The sequence below is a fragment of the Dyella sp. LX-66 genome (genome assembly GCF_018599165.1).
Lineage (GTDB): Bacteria > Pseudomonadota > Gammaproteobacteria > Xanthomonadales > Rhodanobacteraceae > Dyella_D > Dyella_D marensis.
In genome coordinates this window covers 71,374-94,893 of the sequence record NZ_JAHFVJ010000007.1, presented here as the reverse complement: position 1 = coordinate 94,893, position 23,520 = coordinate 71,374, and the positions used below count along the sequence as shown (strand labels likewise).

Below are 23,520 nucleotides of genomic sequence, written 5' to 3'. Positions count from 1 at the left end.
ATGAAGGCGACGAACGGCCGGACGCTGGATCGACATGGCGTCGCTTCGCATAAAAATACGAAGGAAGACTTTGCAGTTTCCCTTCGCAGCCACTACGATGCCGCCCCATGCCCACCCCAGCCCCCCGGCCCGACGCCACCCACGCCCTCGCCGTGGAAATGCGCATGGTGTTCGGTCAGCTCGCCCGCCGCCTGCGCAAGCAGGGCCGCACGGATCAGCTGACCTCCGCGCAGACCTCGGTGCTGATCCAGCTCGAACGCCACGGCGCCGCCACCGTCACCGCGCTGGCGCATGCCGAGGGCGTGCGGCCGCAGTCGATGGGCGCCACCGTCGCCTCGCTGGAAGCGCTGGACCTGGTGGCCGGCGCGCCGGATCCGGCCGACGGCCGGCAGACGCTGTGGACGCTTACGCCCGCCTGCCACGAGCTGGTGCGCGCCAGCCGCGCGGCGCGCGAGGACTGGCTCGACCGCCTGCTGCGCGAACAGCTCGACCAGGGCGAGCAGGCGCAGCTTGCCGCCGTGATGCCGCTGCTGCGCCGGCTGCTCGATGCATCGACGGAGCCGCGCGTACCCTGACCGTTTCCTCCCCCCGCGCGCCCGCGCGGCGCGTGTTCCCCGCACGTCACGGAGTTTCCCCATGAGCATCACCGCGATCGACGCGAACACCGCACTGATCCTGATCGACCTGCAGAAGGGCATCGTCGCCTATCCCACCGTGCATCCCGTCGACGCCGTGCTCAGGCACGCGCGCGAGCTGGCCGATGCCTTCCGCCGCCACCGCTTGCCGGTGGTGCTGGTGAATGTCACGGGCAGCGCGCCGGGCCGCGCCGAGCAGCGCGCGGGCGGCGAGCGTCCGGCGGATTGGGCCGAGCTGGTGCCGGAACTCGGCGTGCAGCCGGGCGATCACCGCGTGAGCAAGCAGACCTGGGGTGCGTTCGCCAGCACCGATCTGGGCAGCTACTTGCGCGAGCACGGCATCACCCAGGTGGTGATCGGCGGCATATCCACCAGCATCGGCGTGGAATCCACCGCGCGCCAGGCCTTCGAAAGCGGCTTCAACGTGACGCTGGCGATCGACGCCATGACCGACACCCGCGCCGAAGCGCACGACAACAGCGTCGCACGCATCTTCCCGCGCCTGGGCGAAACCGGCAGCACGCGCGAGATCGTCGAGCGCCTCGACGCGCGCGCATGAGCGCATCCGCACCCGCATCCGCACGAACGGGAGCGCGCCGGTGCTAGGCGCGTTCCGCTCGCTGCGCAGCTACAACTACCGCGTGTGGTCGGCCGGCGGCCTGGTTTCCAACGTCGGCACCTGGATGCAGCGCACCGCGCAGGACTGGCTGGTGCTGACCGAGCTGACCCACAAGAACGCCACCGCGGTGGGCATCGTGATGGCCTTGCAGTTCGGTCCGCAGTTGCTGCTGCTGCCCTTGACGGGGTATGCGGCCGACCATCTGGACCGCCGCAAGCTGCTGCTGGTCACGCAGGCGCTGATGGGCGCGCTGGCGCTTGGCCTGGGCCTGCTGACCCTGGCCGGATGGGTGCGGCTGTGGCACGTGTACGTGTTCGCCGGCCTGCTCGGCGCGGTCGCCGCGTTCGATGCGCCGGCGCGGCAGACCTTCGTGTCGGAGCTGGCCGGCGAAGAAGATCTCTCCAATGCGGTGGCGCTCAATTCCACTTCGTTCAACGCGGCGCGGATGATCGGCCCCGCGGTGGCCGGTGCGCTGCTGGCGTCGATGAGCGCGGGCTGGGTGTTCCTGCTCAATGCCTTGTCGTATGTGGCGGTGCTGGCTTCGCTGGGCCTGCTGCGCACGGCGGAACTGCATCCGCGGCTGCATGCCGAACGCAGTCGCGGCGGCCTGCTGGAAGGCTTCCGCTATGTGTGGGGACGGCACGATTTGCGCGCGGTGCTGCTGATGCTGTTCCTGATCGGCACCTTCGGCCTGAACTTCCCGATCTTTATCGCGGCGATGGTGGTGAAGGTGTTCCACGGCGAGGCGGACCAGTACGGTTTGCTCACTTCGCTGATGGCCGCAGGCTCCGTCGCCGGCGCCTTGTTTGCCGCGCAGCAGGCGCGGCCGCGGCTGGGTTATCTGATCGGCGCGGCGCTGTGTTTCGGCGTGGGCTGCGTACTGGCTTCGGTGATGCCGACCTATCTGTGGTTCGGCGTGATGCTGATGCTGGTGGGCATGGCCGCGCAGACCTACACCACCTCGACCAACAGCCTGGTGCAGCTGTCGACCGCGCCGGCCATGCGCGGGCGGGTGATCGCCATTCAATTCGCTATCGCCCTGGGTGGTACGCCGATCGGTGCGCCGCTGGTGGGCTGGGTGGCCGACACGCTGGGGCCGCGCTGGTCGCTGGGGCTGGGGGCTCTGTCGGGGCTGGCGGCAGTCGCGGTGGGCCTGCGCTATCTGGTGCGCTATCGCCAGCTGCGCATGTTCGTCGAAGGCGGGCGCCTGCGCTTCAGCGTGTCGCTGGCCACCGAGGCCAGCCGCGCGGCGGCGGAATAAAGCCTAGTTCCTGAAAAAGCGTGGCCCAAAAAAAAGCCGCGTCCGCCGGGTGTGTCGGCGGACGCGGGAAACAGCGCCTACAGGGGTGGAGAGGCGCGAGCTACGAGGTTGGTCCGGCTTCCCGGCCGGGCGCGGGAGATATGCCGACCCGGGCGTGAGGCGGCCGTGAAAACGACCGCCTCCGCGCTTCCCTTACTGCGGTGCGATATGCGTGCTGCACTCCACCGGGTCGGTGCAGGGCAGGTCGAAGGCGCGCAGCTTGAGCGAGCCGTCCGCCGCCGGGGCGGCGGTGAGCTGCACGGTGCCGTCGCTGTAGACCAGCTCGCCGTTGGCCGGCACGGCGCTGCCAGCCGGGGCCACGCTCAGGCTGGCGCCGATGCCCATCGGCAGCACCAGGAACTGGCCGCCGGCGGTGGCGAAGGCGCCCATCACGCGGCCGTTGACGTCGTTGACCTGGACGAAGCGCACGCCGTCCCGCTCGAACACGTAGACGTGCCAGTGCGGGCTGGCGCTGACGTCGGGTGCATTGGGCCAGGCCTGGCCCAGGCCTGATGACTGCGGCGCAGCCTGAACCGCCAGCGGCGCCAGGGCCAGCGCGAAAAGAACGGACAGCGCGCACCGGACAAGCCGGCGCGGGCTGCGATGCATGTTGGACTGGGTCATGGCCTTTCCCCTTTCATGGATGTGGTGGTTACGCACTGCACGAGCGCCCCAAGGCTAGCGCCGTCCGCTCGCAGATGCTGGGACGTGCGGGCCGGCTTCCGACGCAACGCCCGCTCTCTGGAGAGACTGCGCACCGTCACATCGTCTGCACGGCCCTGGCGCGACCTTACCGCCGCCGCGCCAGGGGGGCGCATCAGGGGGCAATACCAAGACATCTCCCAGCCCAGGTTCCTGGCGACGCAGGTCGCCGGCAAGCGATCGGCATGAGGCCGGTCCGGGGCCAGCCGTATTCCGGACAGACGCAGGCGCGGACGCAAGGTCCGCGCCCAGGGGGTTCATCTATCCAACAGGGAGCAGATGCAATGCGCATGAATCGATCAGGGGTACTGGCGGCGCTGGCCGCGCTCACCTTCGTCGCTGGAGCGGCGAATGCGGGTACGTTTCCGGATTTCGGCTACCAGCCGCCGTCCAAGCTGTATAGCGGTCCGTTGTTTCAGCTGAGCCAGGATTATCCGAAGCAGATGCCGAATTCGACGCCGCCGATGTTCTTCAACTTGTTGCCGAAGCAGTTCAGCAACAACTTCGAGACTTGGCGGCCGTATGTGGACGCGGTGAAGAACTACTGCCTCGAGGGCAACATCAACACCGATTGGGTGGTGCAGAAGAACCCGATCCGCAAGTGGTACCACGCACCGTGGCAGCACTACGGCCCGGACGGCCGCGAAGGCGTGCACGGCCTGACCAAGGAAGCGCAGATCAAGCCGCTGCAGCTGGCCGCAAGCCAGAAGACCTCGGGCCAGACCTACGCGGTGGGCATCTACAACGAGCTCGGCGGCTATACCTTCGGCCAGGTGTGGAAGGACCCGCAGAACCCCGATCCGCGCTACACCTCCAAGCCCAACAGCTTCCCCAACGGCACCGTGGTGTGCAAGGCGCTGTTCGCCGACGTGGTGCAGTCGGAAGTGCCGTTCCTGCAGAATCCGGTGCTGTGGGATGCGTACATCACCGACTCGTTCCAGTCGTCCAACCGCGTGATGCGCAAGGTCGCGCTGATCCAGATGGACTTCGCCGTGCGCGATACGCGCGTGCCGGGTACCGGCTGGCTGTTCGGCACCTTCCAGTACAACGGTGCCAAGACCGGCAAGCCGGGCTGGGACAACCTGGTGCCGGTGGGCATCATGTGGGGCAACGATCCGCAGGACAACGGCAACACCTACAGCAACCCGCAGCCGACGCAGACCAAGATCAACCCCAACCTGCGCGAGACCGCGATCAACGCCAACACCAAGGAGCTGCCGCCGACCCACCTGGGCTGGAATGGCCGCCTCAACGGTCCGGTGGACAATCCGGTCAGCGCCTGCATGAGCTGCCACATGACGGCCGAAGCGCCGGCGGTGTCGCCGATGAATCCGACCTTCCAGGCCAATCCGCCGCCGGAAGGCTCGAAGGAATGGATGCGCTGGTTCCAGAACGAGCCGGCCGGCTGGCCGTTCGATCCGGGCAAGGCGCTGAGCACGGACTACAGCCTGCAGCTGGCCGGTGGCCTGCAGAACTTCTATGACTGGAAGTGCAACCAGGGCGGCGTGTTCGTGAGCGGCGGCAATGCCTGCACCAACCGTCCGGGGCCGCGCCTGCAGCTCAATGCGGTGCCGCAGCCGACCAAGATCTTCAAGGTGACCCGCGATCCGGGTCTGGACGAAGTCCACTGATGAAGCCTTGATATCGTCCCGGCGTAGGTTGGGGTGAGCCTGTGGCGAACCCCAACATCGCACCCGCAAGCGCACCGCATTGTTGGGGTTCGCCGTTGGCTCACCCCAACCTACGCCGGGTTTTAGTTCTCGACGAAATCCTTCAGCCGCAGCAGCGCCGCATCCCACTGCGCCGCGATCGCATCCAGCGAACGCCGCGCTTCGTCCAGGCGCGATGGCTCCAGTTCCCAGCGCCGCTCGCGCCCCAGCTTCGCGTCGCGCACCAGCCCCGCATCCGCCAGCACCTGCAGGTGCTTGGTGACGGCTTGCCGGCTGATCTCGGTGCCCACGGTGAGCTGGGCGATCGACATGGCGCCGCCGGCGCAGAGCAGGGCGACCAGGCGCAGGCGGGTGGCGTCGCCGAGCGCGGCGAAGATGGGCGCGGCGCGCTGCAGCGCGGGCGCTGCGATCGGTTTACTGCGTGTCGACATAGCGGCGGATGTTGTGCATCTGTTCTTCCCAGCCCCCGCTGTTCATGCGGTAGGCCTCGTGGCGGCGCGCGACCGGGATCTGGTCGAAGCCCGATTCGACCACGCGCAGCAAGGTGCCGCCAGCGTGGTCTTCCAGCATGAACTCGACCAGCGTGGTCGGCTCGTCCGCGTAGTCGTGCTCGCGGTCGACGGCATAAGGGTGCCAGCGGAAGGAGAAATAGCGCTCCGGCTCGATGCGCTCGACCAGGGCTTCCAGCACGAGGTCTTCGTAGCCGGGATAGGTGAGGTTGCCGCGCGTGTACTCGCCGGCGACGAAGCGCTGGCCCTTGAGTTTCACGCCGAACCAGCTGCCGAAGGATTCGGCGTCGGCCAGCGCCTGCCACACGCGCGAGCGCGGCGCCTTGAGCTGGACCTGGCGTTCGATGCGGTCGGTCGAGGGGATGTTCATGCAGTCCTCCGGTGCGGGTGGGGAAGATCAAATGCAACTTGATGGTTGCATGTTAGGGATCCCGGTCGCGAAATGCAACCTATCGGTTGCCTGTCGTCGAGGCCGCTTTTTGCCCGCTGCCAGTCATGTTCCGCCGCGGCCATGGTGCTAACGTGTCGCGCCGTCGTAACCGCTGCACGAATCCCCGCATGACTTATCCGCTCCGGCGCGCTTTCGCCGCCATCCTGCTGTTCGCCGTCGCGCAGTGCGCATCCGCCCAGACGCCGCGCAGCGTGATGCTCGAAGACCTCACCTGGACCGAACTGCGCGCCGCGCAGCAGGCCGGCAAGACCACCATCATCATTCCGATCGGCGGCACCGAGCAGAGCGGGCCGGGCGTGGCGCTGGGCAAGCACAACGCGCGTGCGGTCTTCCTGGCGCGCCGCATCGCCGAGCGTCTCGGCGACGCGCTGGTGGCGCCGGTGGTGGCCTATGTGCCGGAAGGTGCGATCTCGCCGCCGCAAGGGCATATGAAATTCCCGGGCACCATCACCGTGCCGGATGCGGCGTTCGAAGCCAGCCTGGTTTCCGCGGCGCAGAGTTTCGCGGCGCACGGTTTCCGCAACGTGGTGTTTCTCGGCGACCACGGCGGTTATCAGAACGATCTGAAACGCGTGGTCGCGCAGCTCGACAAAGCCTGGTCCGGGAAGCCGGTGCATGCCTTCGTGCCGGCCGCTTATTACCAGACCAGCTCCGACGGCTTCGCCGCGATGCTGCGCAAGCAGGGCTATCGCGACGACGAGATCGGCACCCATGCCGGCCTCGCCGACACCTCGCTGCAACTGGCCGTGGCGCCCGAGATGGTGCGCATGGATGCGTTGAAGCGCGGTCCCAAACTCGGCGCCGCCGACGGCGTGTTCGGCGGCGATCCGCGCCGTTCCAGCGCGGCGCTCGGCCAGGCTGGCGTCGATGCTATCGTTGCGCGGACCGTGGAAGCGATCCGCCAGGCCACGGCCGGCCGCTGATCGCACGGCCGGGCTTTCCCTCTCCCTCGAAGAACAATACGGAACTCCCCCATGAAGTCTCGTTCCCTTTGCGCGCCGCGGCTTGCCATCGTTGCAGGCGCGCTGGCCGGTCTTGGCCTTTCCTTCGCCGCGCAGGCGGCGCCGGTGCAGACCGTGGCGGGCATGCCCGCGGTGATCAATCCGGCCAACATGTACACCGAAGCGCGCGCCGGCAATTTCAGCCCGGCGGTGAAGGGCGCGCTGGAGCGCATCTACGTGCCGAACCTGCGCTCCGATACGGTGTCGGTGATCGACCCGGCCACCTACAAGGTAATCGACACCCTGCCGGTGGGCCGCAGCCCGCAGCACGTGGTGCCGGCGTGGGATCTGCAGACGCTGTGGGTCACCAATAATGCCGAGGGCCGCAGCGACGGCAGCCTCACCCCGATCGATCCGAAGACCGGCAAGGCCGGCAAGGCGATCGAAGTGGACGATCCGTACAACATGTACTTCACCCCCGACGGCAAGGAGGCCATCGTGGTGGCCGAAGCGCACGCGCGCCTCGACTTCCGCGATGCGCACACCATGCAGCTGCGCAGCAAGCTCGAGGCGCCGGAGTGCAAGGGCATCAACCACGCCGACTTCTCCATCGACGGCCGCTACGCCATCTTTACCTGCGAATTCGGCGGCAAGCTGGTCAAGATCGACATGGTCAACCGCAAGGTGCTGGGCTATCTCGACTTGAATGCCAAGGGCATGCCGCAGGACATCCGCGTCTCGCCCGACGGCAAGGTGTTCTACGTGGCCGACATGATGTCAGACGGCGTGTTCCTGGTGGACGGCGACAGCTTCACCAAGATCGGCTTCGTCAAGACCGGCATCGGCACGCACGGCCTGTATCCGAGCCGCGACGGCAGCAAGCTGTACGTCGCCAACCGCGGTTCCAACCACGTGCACGGCGAGCGCCGCGGCAACAAGAAAGGCATCAACAAGGGCAGCGTGTCGGTGATCGATTTCGCCACGCGCCAGGTGGTGGCCAACTGGCCGATTCCCGGCGGCGGCAGCCCCGACATGGGCAACGTGAGCGCCGACGGCAAGACGCTGTGGCTGTCGGGCCGCTACGACGACCTGGTCTATGCCTTCGACACCAGCACCGGCGCGGTGCGCAAGATCAAGGTCGGCGCCGAGCCGCACGGCCTCGCGGTGTGGCCGCAGCCGGGCCGCTATTCGCTGGGTCACACGGGCATCATGCGCTGAGTTGCGCTCGCTTTTATTGGTTTTGGGTCAGCCAAAGCCGCGATGGCGTAGGTTGGGGTGAGCCGTAGGCGAACCCCAACACCCAAGGCGCATCGCATCGTTGGGGTTCGCCTGCGGCTCACCCCAACCTACGCCGGTTGTCATGGCGTGAGAAAACCGGGCTTCTTCGCTTTCGGCAATTGCTTGATCTCCCATTCCGCCCGTGAAGCCGCAGCGCGATCCGGGTAACACCTGGACCCCAGCAACCGCAGCGGCGGATGCGACCTCGTATAACGCGCGCCCTTGCCATCGACATGCGCCTGGTACCTCGCATCGAGATCGTTGGTGATCCCCGCGTAGTACGACCCATCGCGGCATTCGATCAGATAGAGAAACCAGGGGCGTTCGTCGTTGGGCACGGCGCGGGCGGCAGGAGGGAAGCGGGCGATATAATCGCCGACCGCCCACCCCGCAGGAACCCCGCCATGTCCGACATCCCCGCCTGCCCGCGCTGCGGCATGGAGAACACCTACCCGGACGGCGACAACTACGTCTGCGCCGACTGCGCCCACGAATGGCCCGTCGCTGCCGCCGCCGCGCAGGAAGAAACGCTGGTGGTGCGCGACGTCAACGGCAATGTGCTCGCCGCCGGCGACACGGTGGTGGTGATCAAGGACCTCAAGGTGAAGGGTTCTTCGATCCCGCTGAAGCAGGGCACGGTGATCCGCAATATCCGCCTGGTCGACGGCGATGCGGAGCACATCGAAGGCCATTCGGACAAGATCAAGGGCCTGGTGCTGAAGGTCTGCTTCCTGCGCAAGGCCTGAGCCGGCGCGGCGCCGCGGTCCGCATCACGGAACCGGCGCTAAAGAAAGCCCGGGCGCGGCCGATAGCGCGGTAATCGCCACCCGTCCGGAAGCCTGCCGCCCCATGCACAAAACGCCCGCCCGCCTGAGCGGCAACCGCGTCGACTGGGACGACGAGCGCCTGTCGGCCCTGCTGAAGAAGACCCAGGGCTGGACCCTGGACAACCGCGACACCGCCGAACCGCTCGACGTGCAACTGCACGTGGGTTGGGGCGCCTCGTCGGGGCGCCACGCCAGCCTGGTGTGGGAGCGCGACCAGGCGGTGGTGCTGGTGACCGGCTTCGCCATTCCGGTGGGCGAGCATGTGCGTATCGACCGCCACGCCGGCGACGAAGTGCGCAGCGCCTGGGGTGTGGTGGTGGACGGGCGCGAAGGCTTCCGCGCCGAGGACCGCGAAACCGGTGCCTGGGTGCACTGGGTGCATGTGCGCTAGGGCCTGATTTCGCTGTCGGACGGCAGCGCTGTTCACCCAAACCCGGCGCGAAGGCGGCACAATCGGGCGCATGCCGGTCCCGATCGCGAGGTGACGCGCCCATGTCCTTCCAGAAGCCCCCGTCCAAGTGGAACGCCAACCAGGTCGACTGGTCCGATCCCGACCTGAAGGCGCTGCTCGACCGCTCGGAAGGCTGGACGCTCGACAACCGCAGCGGCTTCGAGGCGCAGCGGGTGGAAGTGCATATCGGCTGGGGCGCCAGCGGCGGCCGGCCGGCCCTGCTGGTATGGGAACGCGGCCAGGCCCTGGTGCTGGAAACGCAGTTCCCGATCGCCAAGGACGAAAAGATTCGCATCGACCGCAACACCGCCACCGGCCTGCGCAGCGTGTGGGGTGTGGTGGCCGACGGGCGCAAGGGCACCCGCGCGGACGACGAGGAAAACAACATCCACGTGCACTGGGTGCATACCCAGTAAAGCGAGGCGCGCGGTCTGCAGCCGGCGCGCCCTCGGGGTCTTACGCAGCCGCCTTGCGGATCTGCTCCAGGTCGATCTTCCCCATCTGCATTACCGCGCCCATGGCGCGCGCGGCCTTGTCCTGCTCCGGGCCGGTCATCAGCGTGATCAGTTCTTCCGGCACGATCTGCCACGACAGGCCGTAGCGGTCCTTCAGCCAGCCGCACTGGCTTTCGGCGCCGCCGTCGGCGGTGAGGCCGTTCCAGAAATGGTCGATCTCCTGCTGCGAGCGGCAATGCACCACCAGCGAGAACGCTTCGGAGAGCTTGAAGACCGGGCCACCGTTGATCGCGGTAAACGATTGGCCGTCCAGTTCGAACGCCACCGTCATCACGTCGCCTTCCTTGCGTCCGGCCGCCTGGGCCACTTCCTTGGTGTAGCGCGCGACATGCGTGATGCGCGAGTTTTCGAACAGCGACACATACAGCTGGGCGGCCTGCTCGGCCTGGTCGTTGAACCACAGGAACGGGGTGATGCGCTGGAAGCGGGCGGTCATGGCTGGATCCTCTTGAGTGGGTGGCAAAGGACGCCGCAGTGGCGTTCCATCCAGGCGACGAACCAGAAAAAGCGAAATCGACAAAGGGGACGGAAAAATATTTCCGTCCCCTGCGCCGCGAGCCTCAGCGTGCGAAATCGATCCCGGCCAGGCCTTGCGCCTTGGCCTGCGCCAGTACGTGGGCCACCGTCTGATAGGCGGCGCCGTCGGCGGCATTGATGACCAGGCGCGGCGGCTCGGCCTGCTGCGCGGCGACGGCCAATTGTGTGTCGAGCTGCGCCTGGTCGATCGGCGTGTCGTTCCAGTACAGCGAACCGTCGGCCTGGATCGCCAGGCGGATCGGCTCGGCCGCCGGCAGCGCCTTGCCGCCCGCGGTGGGCAGGTCGATGCGGGTGCGGTGGGTGATCACCGGCGCGGTGATCATGAAGATGATCAGCAGCACCAGCAGCACGTCCACCAGGGGCGTGACATTGATGTTGGAGATGGCACTGCTTTCGGCACGGACAGAGAAAGCCATGTTCTTCCTCCTGGGCGAAGCGTCGATGTGGACCTGCGGATGCCGCGGCCAATGGGGGATGCGGCGGCGAGTGCAGGTTACTGCGGCGCACGCGGAGCTTGCCATGGGGGGCGCTGCGGCCACGCGGGATGAACCATCCGGGACGAGGCCAGTCTCATCGTGGTGGTCATGAAGCAGATGAGGTGCGCAGCAGTGAAGAAGCAGCAGAACTCGTACGGTGCGTGGCTGGTGGCGGTGGTCGTGGTGGCGGCGGCGATTGCGGGCGGTGTCTATCTCTGGCGCAAGGGGCTGCAAGGCCCGCAGGAAGCGCCATCCGCGCCGGCCGCCGCGGCGAGCAGCGCGATGCCGGCGCCGTCGTCGTCGGCGATCCGCCATCCCATCGCCGATGCGGGGCCGGCCTCCGCCTCCACCGCGCCGCTGCCCGCGCTCGACGGCAGCGACGGCACCGTCGCCGACGAACTCGCGCAGCTGGGCGGCGACGGTCTCACCGGCCTGCTGCTGCGCGAGCAGATCATCCCGCGCATCGTCGCCACCGTGGATGCGCTGCCGCGCCAGGGCGTGGCCACGCGCATCCTGCCGCTGCGCACGCCGCGCGGCGCCTTCGCGGTGGACGAACAGGAAGGCAGCATCGAACTGTCGCCGCGCAATGCGGAACGCTATGCGCCCTACGTGCGCGTGGCCGAGGTGGTGGACGCGCACAAGGCGGTGGCCTGGTACGTGCGCTATTACCCGCTGTTCCAGCAGGCGTACCGCGAGCTGGGCTATCCGCGCGGCTACTTCAACGACCGGCTGGTCGCGGCGATCGACGACATGCTCGCCGCGCCGGGCAGCACGGCGCCGATCGCGCTGGTGCGCGGCGATACCTATTACCGGTTTGCCGATCCGTCCCTGCAGGGGCTTTCCGCGGGACAGAAGCTGCTGCTGCGGATGGGGCCGGAGAATGCGGCGAAGGTGAAGGCGAAGCTGCGGGAGATCCGCGCGGCGCTGGCGGGACAAGAGCCTGCGAAGGCGTAGGTTGGGGTGAGCACAGCGAACCCCAACGGACCTTGCCAGGCCGCTGCAGCGTTGGGGTTCGCCTTCGGCTCACCCCAACCTACGCCAGCCGCATAGGGTAAAGTCCTATTTGTCGCGCCGCGCAAGGCGGCGCGCTTGCATTTCTATACTTCTTGGTTCAATAATTCGCGCCTCGCCGGGGTTTGTTTCCGTGCCGCCGCGCCAGCAAGCCTGGCCGTCGCGGCCGCAGCACCTCGCCGCCCGCTTCCGCTCTCGCAAGGAAACCCCACCCATGAATACCCGGCTTTTCGGGGCGGCGCTCATTCTGGGCCTGCTGTCGGCCATCGGGCCGTTCGCCATCGACATGTACCTGCCGGCGCTGCCGACCATCCGCGAGGCGCTGCACACCGATGTGGACACCGCCCAGCTCAGCCTGATGGTGTTCTTCGCTGCGGTGGGCATCGGCCAGCTGATCTACGGGCCGGTATCGGACATGGTCGGCCGCAAGCCGCCGATCTACTTCGGCCTGGTGCTGTTCGCGCTCGGCAGCATCGGCTGCGCGATGGCGCCGGACATCCACACCCTGATCGCATTCCGCTTCGTGCAGGGCCTGGGTGCCTGTGCCGGCATGGTGATTCCGCGCGCGATCGTGCGCGACATGCACACCGGCCACGACGCCGCGCAGCTGATGTCGCTGCTGATGCTGGTGTTCAGCGTGTCGCCGATCCTGGCCCCGCTCACCGGCAGCCTGGTGATCCGTCTGGCCAGCTGGCGCGGCATCTTCTGGACGGTGGCCGTCGCCGCCGTGCTCGGCCTGGTGTTGGCGGCGACCGCGCTGAAGGAAACCCGGCCGCGCGAAGCGCGCGTGGCGAGCAACGTGCGCAGCGCGCTGTCGGCCTACGGCACCCTGCTGCGCGATCCGCATTACCTGGGGCTGGTGTTCATCTGCTCGTTCGGCGTGGCGAGCTTCTTCGCTTATCTCGCCAATTCGTCCTTCGTGCTGATCGACCACTACGGCCTGTCGCCCACGCTGTACGGCCTGGCCTTCTCGGTGAATGCGGTGGCCTTCATCGGCGCGGCGCAGTTCACCGGCGGCCTGGGCAAGCGCTACGGCCTGCCGCGGCTGGTGCGCACCGCGGTGGTGGGCTACAGCGTGGTGATGATGGCGCTGCTGCTGCTCAATATTGCCGGCATCGACAACTTAGGCGTGCTGATGGCCCTGCTGTTCGTCGGTTACGGCTTCCTCGGCCTGGTGATGCCCAGCTCCGCCGTGCTGGCGCTGGAAGAGCACGGCAAGATCGCCGGCACCGCCTCGGCCCTGCTCGGCACCATCCAGTTCGGCACCGGCGCCTTGGTGATCGGCATCGTTGGACGCTTCCTGGATGGCACGGCGCGGCCGATGCTCGCCGGCATCGCGGCCTGCTCGGTGATCGCGCTGGTGCTGGCGCAGCGCACGCTGCGCCACCGGCCCGCACCGGTGGCGGAAGCGTCGGCCGACTGAATTCAGGTCAGCACGGTGTGGGCGTGGAACGGCAGCAGGGTGGCGCCGGTCCGCGCCACCGCCGGTTCGGCCAGTTCGAGCTTGTCCTTGCGCGCATCGAGCACGACCAGGATGTGGCCGGAGGCGATCTCGTCGCGGAAGCGGCGGTGGATCACATCCGGCACTTCGCTGCCGATCAGCGCGCCGGTCCAGCAGCCCACCGCGGCACCGGCCACCGCCGCGAAACCGGCGCCCACCAGGGGCACGCCCAGCGGCGGCACGGCGGCCGCCAGCAGGCCCAGCAGCAGGCCGGAGCCGCCGCCGCAGGCCACGCCGCGGATCGCCGAGGGCACGAAGTCGGTGCGTCCGGTCATGCGGTGATCGGGGATCCTGGCCAGCTCGATATCGTCGCGGGCGACGAAACAGATGTCGCTGTCGTCGATACCGGCCTCGAGCGCGGCGCGCATCGCGGCGCGCGCGGCGTCCAGGTCGGGCGTGCTGAATACGCAACGGGTCTTCATGGCGACCTCCCGCCGGCGAACCGGCGCGGTGAGCCCCGCGCGGTGCGGTCGTCCGGGCCGCCGCGCGAGGCGTGGCTTCCTGCGGCGTATTGTTGGCCCGGCTGAGTAAGCAGGGCGTGCGCTGCTTGTTATCGCCGCGTGGCGCTCCCCGTACCGCATGGCTTGCGCTAAGGTGCGCGCCGAAGCAACGGGGATGCCGCCATGACACCGAACGTCTTTGACTCGCCCCAGCTGGATCTGCTGGGCGGCCAGGCCGAGCCCGCGCAGACCCACCGCCTGTTCTTCGCCCTGCTGCCGGACGAGGCCACGCGCGCCGCTTTCGCCGGCGTCGCCGACATGCTGAAAGCCGGCCAGCCCGGCCTGCGCCTGCGCTGGGTAGCGCCCGCGCGCTACCACGCCACCGTGCACTTCCTCGGCGACCATCCGATGCTGCGCGACGACATCGTGCAGGCCGCCACCCGCGCCGGCGATGCGCTGCAGGCCGGCGCCTTCGAATGGACGCTGGACTACGTGGCCAGCTTCCACGGCCGCGAGCCGCCCTGCATCCTGCGCTCCAGCGCCGTGCCCGCGCCGTTGCAGCAGTTGTGGAGCCAACTGCGCGAAGGCCTGATCCGCGCCGGCCAGGGCGCGCATCTCTCGCGCACGTTCACGCCGCACGTCACCCTGGGCTACAGCCGCGGCGGGCTGCTCGCGGAGCTGCCGGTGGGGCCGCTGGCCTGGCGCGTGCAGCAGCTGGCGCTGGTGCACAGCGTGGTCGGGCAGGGCGATTACCGGCTGCTGCACAGCTGGCCGCTGGCCTGAGCGGAGGTGCCGAAGGTCCTGGCTCCCGGCCCGCGGTTTAGGCGCACAATGCCGCTCTCAACCCACCGCGGAGTCCCGTCATGCGCACGACCGTTCTCGCAGCGTTGATCGTCCTCGCCCTGCCGCTCTGCGCTTCCGCCGCCGCGCCGTCCAAGCCGGCAGGGGCCATGCCTTCGAATGTCGCCGCCGCCGTCGCCGATCCGGCGCGCAAGGCCGACGCCGCCAACGACACGCGCCGCAAGGGCGGCGAGCTGCTGGCCTTCGCCGAAGTGAAGTCCGGCCAAAGCGTGGTCGACCTGATTCCCGGCGGCGGCTACTTCACCCGTTTGTTCAGCGCCGCCGTCGGCGACGGCGGACACGTCTACGACGTGTGGCCCAACGAGTATGCGCAGGAAGCCGATTCCGACGTGAAAGGCTCCAACGCGCTCGCCGCGCAGCCGCACTACAAGAACGTGAGCGTGCTGCTGCAGCCGGGCAACCAGTTCAGCGTGCCCAAGCCGGTCGACGTGGTATTCACCTCGCAGAACTACCACGACTATCCGGACAAGTTCATGGGCAAGATCGATCCGGCCGTGCTCAACAAGCAGGTGTTCGATGCGCTCAAGCCCGGCGGCCTGTTCGTGATCGTCGACCACGTGGCCGAAGCCGGCTCCGGCATGCGCGACACCGACACGCTGCACCGCATCGATCCGGATATCGTGAAGAAGCAGGTGGAAGCCGCCGGCTTCGTGTTCGACGGCGAGAGCAAGGTGCTGCGCAATCCCGCCGATCCGCACAACATCAAGGTGTTCGACAAGGCCATACGCGGGCATACCGATCAGTTCGCGTACCGGTTCCGCAAGCCGGGTTGAGCGCTTGACCGATCCTGGCGAACAGGCGTCGGGAGGCTCCGTGCCTCCCGACGATCCGCGGCCGGTAAAGCCCATCGAGCCCGACGCGCTCGACTGCTGCGGCGAGGGCTGCGTGCCCTGCATCTACGATCTCTACGAAGCGGCACTGGACCGCTACAAGGCCGCGCTGGCGCAGTGGCTGGAACGCCATCCGGAAGCGCCGAAGGATCAGTAGCCTTTCTCGCGCGGCACCGAATCGAACTGGTGCTGCAGATCCTGCTGGCAGCGCGCGACCTGCGCGGGTGCGAAGCGCGCCGGCCAGGCTTCGCTGAGATCGGGCATGGCGTCGAGTGCGCGATGGTCGCGCAGCAGCTGCGCCATCGACAGGTAATGCGCCACGTGCAGCGTCTTGCCCAGCGGCGAAAGCGTTTCGGGCGCTTCCTCGTGCGCGTGTTCCAGCAGCGCCTGGATCACCGGCCCCGGCAATTCCCAATGGCGCGCGGCGCGCAAGGTCAGGCTCGCACCCAACTGCGCGCAGCCTTCGAGGAAGACGGGGCTCAGAGTTTCGGGCGCGGCGATGTCTTCCATGCTCAGCAGATGGATCACCGCACCGGTGCCGGTATTGCACACGATGCCGGCCAGGTAAGCCTCGAACGGATCGCAGCCGGCGAACTTGCCGAGGAAGGCGCTGGCATGCGCGCAGCGTTCGGCGTGATCCCACAGCCGCTGTCCCGCCACCAGCCCGTGCACGCCGGCACTGGCCTGCAGGATCGGTTTCATCATGTGCTGGGTCGCCACGCGGCGCAGCCCGTCCTGGCCCAGCAGCACCACCGCGTGCTGCAGGCTCTGGATCGAATGCAGGGTGCGGTAGTAGATGCTGCGGCTGACCCGCATCACTTCGCCGACCAGCATCGGATCGCGCCCGACCAGGCGCGCCAGCTCGGCGCCGGCCACGTCGTCGTTCTTCAGCGCCAGCAGCAACTGCGGCAGCACCGCGGGCAGGCGCGGCAGGCTGCGCACGTCGAAGCGCTCGGCCACGATCTGCAGGCGCCGCAACAGGGCGGCCTCGTTCGGATTGGCGCCCTGGCTCGCATCGGGTAGGCCGAGCATGAAGCGCTGGAAGCGTTCGGCCAGCGCGGCCAGCTCCGGCGCGGGGGCGGGCACCGGCGCTGCCAACGGAGCGGCCGGCGTCCTGGCCGGGCGCTGGAACTGCGCACGCGCCAGCGGCTGCGCGGCGGGCAGGGGCGAGGGGGCGAAGAAGCGCCTTAGCCAGTACATCGTGTCGTTCTCCCCCTGCTGCCGCGGACGCGGTCTCCCCGCCGGGTTATCGGCTGCCCGGATGGAACCTGTAGAGCGTGGGCTGCACGCATCGCCCGCTCTGCAAGCCGGTCGACATTTTCTGTACCGGGGAGGCTGGCAATGCCCGGGTCCGCCCCCAGATCGGGAGCTTCGCCGCGAGGACACTCCATGATTCCGTTTTCCGTACTCGATCTGGCGCCGGTCACCCAGGGCAGCACGCCGGCGCAGGCCTTCGCCAACAGCCTGGACCTGGCCCGTCTGGCCGAGCGCCTGGGCTACCAGCGCTACTGGCTGGCCGAGCACCACAACATGCCCGGCATCGCCAGCGCCGCCACCTCGGTGCTGATCGGCCATATCGCCGGCGGCACCTCGAGCATCCGCGTCGGCGCCGGCGGCATCATGCTGCCCAATCACGCGCCGCTGCAGGTGGCCGAGCAGTTCGGCACGCTGGCCTCGCTCTATCCCGGCCGCATCGACCTGGGCCTGGGCCGTGCGCCCGGCACCGACCAGCCGACGGCACGCGCGCTGCGCCGCTATTACGAAAGCGCCGACGCATTCCCGGAAGACGTGCAGGAACTGCTGATGTATTTCCAGCCGGCGCAGGCCGGCCAGCCGGTGCGCGCGGTGCCCGGCGCGGGCATCGACGTGCCGGTGTGGATCCTCGGCTCCAGCCTGTTCGGCGCGCGCCTGGCCGCGGCGCTGGGCCTGCCGTATGCGTTCGCTTCGCACTTCGCGCCGGATGCGATGGACGAGGCCTTGGCTTTGTATCGCCGCGATTTCCGTCCGTCGGAACATCTGGCGCGGCCGCACGCGATGCTCGGCATCAACGTGATCGCGGCCGAAAGCGATGCGGAAGCGCGCAAGCTGTTCACCACCCAGCAGCAGAGCTTCATCAATCTGCGCCGCGGCATGCCGGGGCTGATTCCGCCGCCGATCGACGATATCGAGAGCTACTGGACACCGACGGAGAAGTTCGGCGTGGAGCGCGCGCTGGCTTGTTCGGTGGTGGGCGATGCGCGTTCGGTGCGCGAGGGCTTGCTTGCGTTTATCGCGCGGCACCAGCCGGACGAGCTGATGATCACGGCGAATGTGTTCGAGCACGCATTGCGCCGCAGGTCGTACGAGATGGTGGCGGCGATCCGCGAAGAGCTCGCCGCCGCAGCCTAGGCAATGCCGTCGGCGTAGGTTGGGGTGAGCCGCAGGCGAACCCCAACGATGCGGTGCGTTTGGACGTTGCGATGTTGGGGTTCGCCTTTGGCTCACCCCAACCTACGCCGTGCGATCGACGCGTCCCTGCAGCGCCATCGCAGCCGCCGGATTCAGATGCTTCGCCGCACTGATGAAATAAACAAACACATCGCGCGGCTCCGCCTTCGCCAGCGGCGCCGCGAAGTGCGGCAGCTCTTCGCAATCCTCGCCACGCGCCCAGCGCTGCGCACGATCGGCCCACTCGTCCAGCGCAGCCGCCGGATAACCCGTCGCTTCGCCATCCGCGCTGCGCATCAACCGTGCATAAGCGAAGTCGCCGGTCAGGTCGGCGATATTCGGATACTCCGGCGAGTCCGTATACACGGTGGGAATACGCCGCTCGCGCGCCAGTGCCACATACGCATCGCTGAGAAAACTGCGATGCCGCACTTCCAGCACGTGCCGCAGCGGCTTGCCGTTCAACAGGCGCGGCAGCAGGTCGAGAAACGCGGCGATGTCGTCCGCATCGAACACGCGCGACGGCGGCAGCTGCCACAGGATCGGCCCCAGCCGGTCGCCCATTTCGGCCAGGCCGCCGTGCACGAAACTGTCGATGCCTTTGCCGGTGGCCGCCAGGCGCTTGCCCTCCGTGACATAGCGCGGTGCTTTCAAAGAAAACACGAAGCCTTCCGGCGTCTCCGCCGCCCAGCGGCCGTAGGTCTCGGCCTTCTGCGCACCGTAGTAAGTGCCGTTGATCTCGATCGCGCGCAGATGCCGGCTGGCGTATTCCAGTTCGCGCCGCTGCACCAGTCCTTCCGGGTAGAAATTCTTGCGCCAGGGCGCGTAGTTCCAGCCGCCGATGCCGGTGCGGATGCGTTCGGCGCGGGGCGTGGCGCTGCTGAAGAGATCGTCCATCGGGTCGGGTCGCTGGCTTGGCGGGGCGCGGTGGCGGGGCGGCGATGATGCCACGGCGGCGCGTGAACCCGCGGTCGTGACTTCAGGCACGTGCCGCGTGCCGGGGCGAAGCGTATCCAGGCGCATCGCCGTTACGGCATCGACGGATCCGTCCATGAAACCGTTCGCTTACGCCCTGCTGTCGCTGGGTCTTGCCGTGGCGATGAACGCCGTGGCCGATACGCGCGACGCCGCGCCGGAGATCTTCGCGCCGGGCGTGGTGTCCGGCCCCGCCAACGAAGACTCCGCCGCGTTCTCGCCGGACGGCCACACCGTGTTCTTCGACCGCATCAGCTGGCCGAACGCGGTGATCCTGGAATCGCACAAGATCGGCCACGCCTGGTCGGAGCCGCGCATCGCGCCGTTTTCCGGGCAGTGGCTGGACCACGATCCGGCGATGGCGCCGGATGGCTCCTTCATCGTGTTCACTTCCAACCGTCCCGACACGCCCGGCGGCAAGGCGCTGGATGGCGTGATGGCGAACGGCAAGGTGCAGCATGCGGCGGGCGGGCATCTGTGGCGCGTCGAGCGCAAGGGCGACGGCTGGGGCGAGCCGGTGCGGCTGCCGGATGCGGTCAACAGCAGCACGCGCACCTATGCGCCGAGCGTTGCCGCCGATGGCAGCGTGTATTTCCAGCGTCCCGGCGACGACGACGATTTCCGCCTGTACCGCACGCAGTACCGCAACGGTACCTACGAGGCGCCGGAACTGGTGGTGCTGGGCGATGCGGCCGCGCACAAGCTCGATCCGGCGATCGCGCCCGATGAGTCTTTCATCGTGTTCGACGCCGACTACGCGGGGAAGGGCAAGGCCGACCGCCTGTACATCGCCTTCCGCGAAGGCCATGGCTGGGGCGCGCCGGTTGACCTGGGCGATACGGTCAACGTCGGCGACCCGTGGGGCGCGCACCTGGGGCCGGACGGCCGCACGCTCTACTTCAGCAGCCATCGCGCCGAGAAAGTGAGCTATCCGCGCTCGCGCGAGCAGGCCGAGAAGGATCTGGCGCGCATGCAGGCCTGGGACAACGCCAGCGAGAACATCTGGTCGGTATCGCTGGCGCCGTGGCTGGAAAGCCGCGGCAAGCCCGCGCACGGCTGAGTTGGCAGGCGCCCCGCGGCGCCTGTGACTTTCCGCGCTGGCGCCGGCGCGGCTTTGCCGCGATAGTTGGCCGCTTTCGCCAAGCTGGAGCCGACGATGTCCCGACGAGTCCTGTCCCCGCGCCTGGCCTGCTGCGCCGCGCTGCTGGCCTTTGCTGTTTCCCCGGTATGGGCGCAGCCGCCGCTGCCCGATACAGCGCCGGCCGCCTCCGCCAGCGCCGCGCTGCCCGCGCAGTTGCAGGACTTCAGCGCCTATGTCGACAGCGCGCGCAAGCAGTTCGAGGTGCCGGGCATCGCGGTGGCCATCGTCAAGGACGGCAAGGTGGTGCTGGAGCAGGGCTTCGGCGAGAAAGAGGTCGGCAAGTCCGGCGCGGTGGATGCCCACACGCTGTTCGCCATCGCCTCCAACACCAAGGCCTTTACCGCCGCGTCGCTGCAGATCCTGGCCGAGCGCGGCAAGCTGAAGATGGACGACCGCGTGATCGACCATCTGCCGTGGTTCCAGATGTCCGACCCGTACGTCACGCGCGAGATGCGCATCCGCGACCTGCTGGCGCACCGCAGCGGTTTGGGTTTAGGCGCGGGCGACCTGCTGTACTGGCCGCCGACCAGGTACAGCACCAAGGAAGTGGTGCAGCGCCTGCGCGAGGTGCCGCTGGCCACCAGCTTCCGCAGCGCTTATGCCTACGACAACATCCTGTTCGCGGTGGCCACGCTGGTGATCGAGGAAACCTCGGGCCAGAGCTACGCCGACTTCGTGCGCGACAACCTGTTCAAGCCGGTGGGCATGGACGAGTCGCTGGTCGACATGACGTATCTGAAGCCCGGCATGGACGTGGCCATGGGCCACGCCAAGTTCGACTTCAAGGACTTGAAGCCGGTGCCGCCGATGGCCTGGGTCAACAATCCCGGCGCCGGCGGCATCTATGCCAGCGTGCACGACCTGGCCAAGTGGATGAACGTGCAGCTGGCCGGCGGCGCGCTGCCGGACGGCAAGCGCCTGTTCAAGGAAGAAAGCCAGAAGCAGATGTGGTCGATGCTCACGCCCATGCGCATCGGCGAGCCGCCGGTGCCGGAACTGGCCGCGGTGAAGCCGAACTTCGCCGGCTACGGCGAGGGCTGGTTCCTGTCCGACTACCGCGGGCAGCGCCTGGTGTGGCACACCGGCGGCTGGCCGGGCATGGTCTCGCGCCTGACCCTGGTGCCGGAGCTGAAGCTCGGCGTGGTGGTGCTGACCAACCAGGAATCCGGCGCCGCGTTCAACGCGGTCACCTATCGCGTGCTCGATGCGTACCTGGGCCGCGACAAGACCGACTGGGTCGCCGCGTATGCCGCCGCGGTGAAGAAGTCGGAAGACAAGGCCGACGACAGCTGGAAGAAGCACGAGGCCGCGCGCGACAAGAACGGCAAGCCTTCGCTGGCCGTCGCCAAGTACGCCGGCACCTATCGCGACCGCTGGTACGGCGATGTCGTGGTCGCGCAGGAAGGCGGCAAGCTGCGCCTTACCTTCAGCAAGACACCGCAGCTGGTCGGCACCATGACGCCGTGGCAGCACGATACCTTCGTGGTGCGCTGGGACGACCGCTCGCTCAATGCCGACGCCTTCGTCAGCTTCACCCTCGATGCCGACGGCACGATCCGTGAGGCGCGCATGCAGCCGATCTCGCCGCTGACCGATTTCAGCTTCGACTTCCAGGACCTGCGCCTGGCGCCGGTCAAGAACGCCAAAGACGATTGAACCCCGGCGGCGGCGCAGGGGGCTGCGCCGCCGTCTTCCCCATCCGGTTTTCAGGGAGAACGCCATGCTGCTTCGCCGTCCCGTCGCCGCCGCGCTGCTGGGCCTTGCGCTCATCGGCAGCGCGCAGGCCCGCAACGATGCGCCGGTTGCGCATCACTATGTCCAGGTGCAGCTCGGCGGCGCGCAGACCGTGCCGGTCGGCGGGCGCCTGCTGCTGTTCGTCACCAGCGCCGCGGCGGCCAAGGCCGAGGCGAAGGACGGCAAAGTAGAAGAAGTCGACGTCAATCCGCTGCATCCGGACCAGACCCTGGTGGCCGCGCGCGAAGTGGCGCGGCTGGCACCGGGCGACACGGTCAGCCTGGACGCCGACGACATCGCCTTCCCAGGCCCGCTGGCCAAGCTGCCGGCCGGCGACTACCTGGTGCAGGCGGTGCTCGACGCCAACCACAACTACAACTATGGCGGGCGCGGCGCGGGCGACGTGGTCAGCGAAGTGACGCCGGTGCATCTGCCCGCGGCGACGCTGCCCGTGCTGCAGTTGACCAGGACGCTGCCGGCGCGCGAAGCGTGGACCTTGCCGCCGTCCGCCCCGAAAGACATGCGCGATGCGATGGCTGCCGCGCGCGAGCATGCGCAGGCGATCGATTTCGTCAGCCCCGCGCTGTCGGCGTTCTGGGGCCGGCCCATCCACATGCGCGGCTGGGTGCTGCTGCCGCCGGACTACGACGCGAAGAAAGCCGAGCGCTATCCGGTGGTGTACTACACGCACGGTTTCGGCGGCGGTGGCGACCGCCTGTACGGCCCGATCGCCAACAGCTACGCGGCGACCGCCAAGGGCGAGATGCCGCCGATGATCTGGGTGTTCCTGGACGAGTCCAGCCCCACCGGCACGCACGAATTCGCCGACTCGGTGAACAACGGCCCCTGGGGCAAGGCGCTCACCGAGGAGCTGATCCCGTCACTGGAAAAGCAGTACCGCATGGACGGCAAGGCGCAGGGCCGCTTCCTCAACGGGCATTCCTCCGGCGGCTGGGCCACGCTGTGGCTGCAGACGCGTTATCCGAAGGTGTTCGGGGGCACGTGGTCGACGTCGCCGGATCCCAGCGATTTCCACGATTTCACCGGCGTGGACCTGTATCTGTCCGATGCCAACGCCTTCCGCAAGCCGGACGGTTCGGCCAACCCGCTGATCCGCGACAAGGGCAAGGTGCTGGCCACCTTCGAGCAGTACGCCAAGCTGGAGCGCGTGCTCGGCGAATACGGCGGCCAGCTCGCCTCGTTCGACTGGGTGTTCTCGCCGCGCGGCGCGGATGGACGTCCGCAGCCGATGTTCGATCGCGATACCGGCGCGGTCGATCCGGCCGTGGCGGCGTACTGGATCGAGCACTACGACATCGCGCACCGCCTGCAGAAGGAATGGCCGGCGCTGAAGCCGGACCTGGACGGCAAGATCCACTTGATCGTGGGCACGGCCGATACGTTCTACCTGGACGGCGCGGCGCATCGCCTGAAGGCCGTGCTCGACGGACTGCATGCGAAGGCCGAGGTGCGCTTCATTCCGGACCGCACGCATTTCGACCTGTACGTGCAGGGCGACGACCGCTGGGCCTTGCTCAAGCAGATCACCTGGGAGATGTACGGCATCGCGCGTCCGGGGTCGAAGTTGAAGCCGCCCGCGAAATAAGGTGTACGGCGTAGGTTGGGGTGAGCCGGAGGCGAACCCCAACATGGCCCGATCCAGACGCATCGCATCGTTGGGGTTCGCCG

Annotated in this window: 27 protein-coding genes; 18 read left to right on the top strand and 9 right to left on the bottom strand. The window is 68.2% G+C overall.

All coding sequences use genetic code 11. The annotated features are described in order from the left end of the window. The first annotated feature begins 107 nt into the window (after window positions 1-107). From KK141_RS15185 to KK141_RS15175, 3 genes are all read left to right on the top strand, one after another. Entirely contained in the window at window positions 108-575 is a 468-nt protein-coding gene (locus tag KK141_RS15185; RefSeq protein WP_214571406.1) for a MarR family transcriptional regulator, read from the top strand. Window positions 576-636: 61 nt separating this feature from the next. After that, window positions 637-1,194 (top strand): isochorismatase family protein, encoded by a 558-nt coding sequence (locus KK141_RS15180; RefSeq protein WP_214571405.1) that lies wholly within the window; start codon window positions 637-639, stop codon window positions 1,192-1,194. Between the two features lie 40 nt (window positions 1,195-1,234). Beyond that, window positions 1,235-2,515 (top strand): MFS transporter, encoded by a 1,281-nt coding sequence (locus tag KK141_RS15175; protein WP_214571404.1) that lies wholly within the window; start codon window positions 1,235-1,237, stop codon window positions 2,513-2,515. Between the two features lie 192 nt (window positions 2,516-2,707). Here the strand turns inward: KK141_RS15175 and KK141_RS15170 are convergent, their stop codons facing one another. Next, on the bottom strand, window positions 2,708-3,178 hold the full coding sequence (locus tag KK141_RS15170; protein WP_250901778.1) for a hypothetical protein: 471 nt from the start codon (window positions 3,176-3,178) through the stop codon (window positions 2,708-2,710). A gap of 368 nt (window positions 3,179-3,546) precedes the next feature. Here KK141_RS15170 and KK141_RS15165 point away from each other — a divergent pair, with 368 nt between their 5' ends. Then, the gene (locus KK141_RS15165; protein WP_250901777.1) at window positions 3,547-4,887 is read left to right on the top strand and encodes a hypothetical protein; all 1,341 of its coding nucleotides are present in this window, start codon (window positions 3,547-3,549) and stop codon (window positions 4,885-4,887) included. A gap of 122 nt (window positions 4,888-5,009) precedes the next feature. Here the strand turns inward: KK141_RS15165 and KK141_RS15160 are convergent, their stop codons facing one another. Next, window positions 5,010-5,357, bottom strand: coding sequence for a metalloregulator ArsR/SmtB family transcription factor (locus KK141_RS15160; protein ID WP_167254188.1), 348 nt, complete (start codon window positions 5,355-5,357; stop codon window positions 5,010-5,012). Beyond that, complete coding sequence (locus KK141_RS15155) at window positions 5,341-5,805, bottom strand: SRPBCC family protein (RefSeq protein ID WP_214571403.1); 465 nt, start codon at window positions 5,803-5,805, stop codon at window positions 5,341-5,343. Before KK141_RS15155 ends, KK141_RS15160 begins: the two co-directional genes overlap by 17 nt. Window positions 5,806-5,993: 188 nt before the next feature. On the opposite strand from KK141_RS15155, the gene KK141_RS15150 reads away from it, so the two are divergent. Together KK141_RS15150 and KK141_RS15145 are read left to right on the top strand one after the other, a co-directional pair. Further along, window positions 5,994-6,809 (top strand): creatininase family protein, encoded by an 816-nt coding sequence (locus KK141_RS15150; RefSeq protein WP_214571402.1) that lies wholly within the window; start codon window positions 5,994-5,996, stop codon window positions 6,807-6,809. Between the two features lie 51 nt (window positions 6,810-6,860). Beyond that, a complete protein-coding gene (locus tag KK141_RS15145; RefSeq protein WP_214571401.1) occupies window positions 6,861-8,045 on the top strand; it encodes a YncE family protein in 1,185 nt (394 codons plus the stop codon). 140 nt (window positions 8,046-8,185) lie between these two features. Here the strand turns inward: KK141_RS15145 and KK141_RS15140 are convergent, their stop codons facing one another. After that, complete coding sequence (locus tag KK141_RS15140) at window positions 8,186-8,443, bottom strand: GIY-YIG nuclease family protein (RefSeq protein ID WP_214571400.1); 258 nt, start codon at window positions 8,441-8,443, stop codon at window positions 8,186-8,188. A 66-nt stretch (window positions 8,444-8,509) separates the two neighbouring features. Here KK141_RS15140 and KK141_RS15135 point away from each other — a divergent pair, with 66 nt between their 5' ends. From KK141_RS15135 to KK141_RS15125, 3 genes are all read left to right on the top strand, one after another. Beyond that, window positions 8,510-8,851, top strand: coding sequence for a zinc ribbon domain-containing protein YjdM (locus KK141_RS15135; RefSeq protein ID WP_168647037.1), 342 nt, complete (start codon window positions 8,510-8,512; stop codon window positions 8,849-8,851). 103 nt (window positions 8,852-8,954) lie between these two features. After that, window positions 8,955-9,323 carry a hypothetical protein gene (locus KK141_RS15130; RefSeq protein ID WP_214571399.1) on the top strand — a complete coding sequence of 123 codons (369 nt, stop codon included), beginning with the start codon at window positions 8,955-8,957 and terminating at the stop codon, window positions 9,321-9,323. Between the two features lie 101 nt (window positions 9,324-9,424). Then, entirely contained in the window at window positions 9,425-9,799 is a 375-nt protein-coding gene (locus KK141_RS15125) for a hypothetical protein (protein WP_214571398.1), read from the top strand. Between the two features lie 40 nt (window positions 9,800-9,839). On the opposite strand, the gene KK141_RS15120 is transcribed toward KK141_RS15125, so the two are convergent. Then, window positions 9,840-10,334, bottom strand: coding sequence for a VOC family protein (locus KK141_RS15120; protein ID WP_214571397.1), 495 nt, complete (start codon window positions 10,332-10,334; stop codon window positions 9,840-9,842). A 124-nt stretch (window positions 10,335-10,458) separates the two neighbouring features. Beyond that, complete coding sequence (locus tag KK141_RS15115; protein ID WP_214571396.1) at window positions 10,459-10,851, bottom strand: biopolymer transporter ExbD; 393 nt, start codon at window positions 10,849-10,851, stop codon at window positions 10,459-10,461. Between the two features lie 192 nt (window positions 10,852-11,043). Here KK141_RS15115 and KK141_RS15110 point away from each other — a divergent pair, with 192 nt between their 5' ends. Next, complete coding sequence (locus tag KK141_RS15110) at window positions 11,044-11,865, top strand: DUF3014 domain-containing protein (RefSeq protein ID WP_345777585.1); 822 nt, start codon at window positions 11,044-11,046, stop codon at window positions 11,863-11,865. A gap of 271 nt (window positions 11,866-12,136) precedes the next feature. Next, window positions 12,137-13,345, top strand: a complete 1,209-nt coding sequence (locus KK141_RS15105; protein ID WP_214571395.1) for a multidrug effflux MFS transporter — start codon at window positions 12,137-12,139, stop codon at window positions 13,343-13,345. Between the two features lie 2 nt (window positions 13,346-13,347). On the opposite strand, the gene KK141_RS15100 is transcribed toward KK141_RS15105, so the two are convergent. Further along, complete coding sequence (locus KK141_RS15100) at window positions 13,348-13,845, bottom strand: hypothetical protein (protein ID WP_214571394.1); 498 nt, start codon at window positions 13,843-13,845, stop codon at window positions 13,348-13,350. 201 nt (window positions 13,846-14,046) lie between these two features. Between KK141_RS15100 and KK141_RS15095 the strand changes: the two genes are divergently transcribed. The 3 genes from KK141_RS15095 (at window position 14,047) to KK141_RS15085 (ending at window position 15,711) form a co-directional block, all read left to right on the top strand. Beyond that, window positions 14,047-14,646 (top strand): 2'-5' RNA ligase family protein, encoded by a 600-nt coding sequence (locus tag KK141_RS15095; protein ID WP_214571393.1) that lies wholly within the window; start codon window positions 14,047-14,049, stop codon window positions 14,644-14,646. A gap of 80 nt (window positions 14,647-14,726) precedes the next feature. Beyond that, entirely contained in the window at window positions 14,727-15,497 is a 771-nt protein-coding gene (locus tag KK141_RS15090) for a methyltransferase (RefSeq protein WP_214571392.1), read from the top strand. Window positions 15,498-15,537: 40 nt separating this feature from the next. Continuing rightward, window positions 15,538-15,711 carry an oxidoreductase-like domain-containing protein gene (locus tag KK141_RS15085; RefSeq protein WP_345777584.1) on the top strand — a complete coding sequence of 58 codons (174 nt, stop codon included), beginning with the start codon at window positions 15,538-15,540 and terminating at the stop codon, window positions 15,709-15,711. Here KK141_RS15085 and KK141_RS15080 read toward each other — a convergent pair. Then, window positions 15,705-16,754 carry an HDOD domain-containing protein gene (locus tag KK141_RS15080; protein ID WP_214571390.1) on the bottom strand — a complete coding sequence of 350 codons (1,050 nt, stop codon included), beginning with the start codon at window positions 16,752-16,754 and terminating at the stop codon, window positions 15,705-15,707. The genes KK141_RS15085 and KK141_RS15080 overlap by 7 nt on opposite strands. Before the next feature lie 189 nt (window positions 16,755-16,943). Between KK141_RS15080 and KK141_RS15075 the strand changes: the two genes are divergently transcribed. Then, complete coding sequence (locus KK141_RS15075) at window positions 16,944-17,942, top strand: LLM class flavin-dependent oxidoreductase (protein ID WP_214571389.1); 999 nt, start codon at window positions 16,944-16,946, stop codon at window positions 17,940-17,942. Window positions 17,943-18,044: 102 nt separating this feature from the next. Here KK141_RS15075 and KK141_RS15070 read toward each other — a convergent pair whose 3' ends face one another. Next, window positions 18,045-18,878, bottom strand: coding sequence for a DUF72 domain-containing protein (locus tag KK141_RS15070; protein ID WP_214571388.1), 834 nt, complete (start codon window positions 18,876-18,878; stop codon window positions 18,045-18,047). 154 nt (window positions 18,879-19,032) lie between these two features. Between KK141_RS15070 and KK141_RS15065 the strand changes: the two genes are divergently transcribed. The 3 genes from KK141_RS15065 to KK141_RS15055 all read left to right on the top strand — a co-directional run bounded on the left by KK141_RS15065 (window position 19,033) and on the right by KK141_RS15055 (window position 23,437). After that, a complete protein-coding gene (locus KK141_RS15065) occupies window positions 19,033-20,016 on the top strand; it encodes a PD40 domain-containing protein (protein ID WP_214571387.1) in 984 nt (327 codons plus the stop codon). A 96-nt stretch (window positions 20,017-20,112) separates the two neighbouring features. Beyond that, window positions 20,113-21,753, top strand: a complete 1,641-nt coding sequence (locus tag KK141_RS15060; protein WP_214571386.1) for a serine hydrolase — start codon at window positions 20,113-20,115, stop codon at window positions 21,751-21,753. Between the two features lie 64 nt (window positions 21,754-21,817). Then, complete coding sequence (locus KK141_RS15055; protein ID WP_214571385.1) at window positions 21,818-23,437, top strand: alpha/beta hydrolase-fold protein; 1,620 nt, start codon at window positions 21,818-21,820, stop codon at window positions 23,435-23,437. Window positions 23,438-23,520 lie beyond the last annotated feature (83 nt).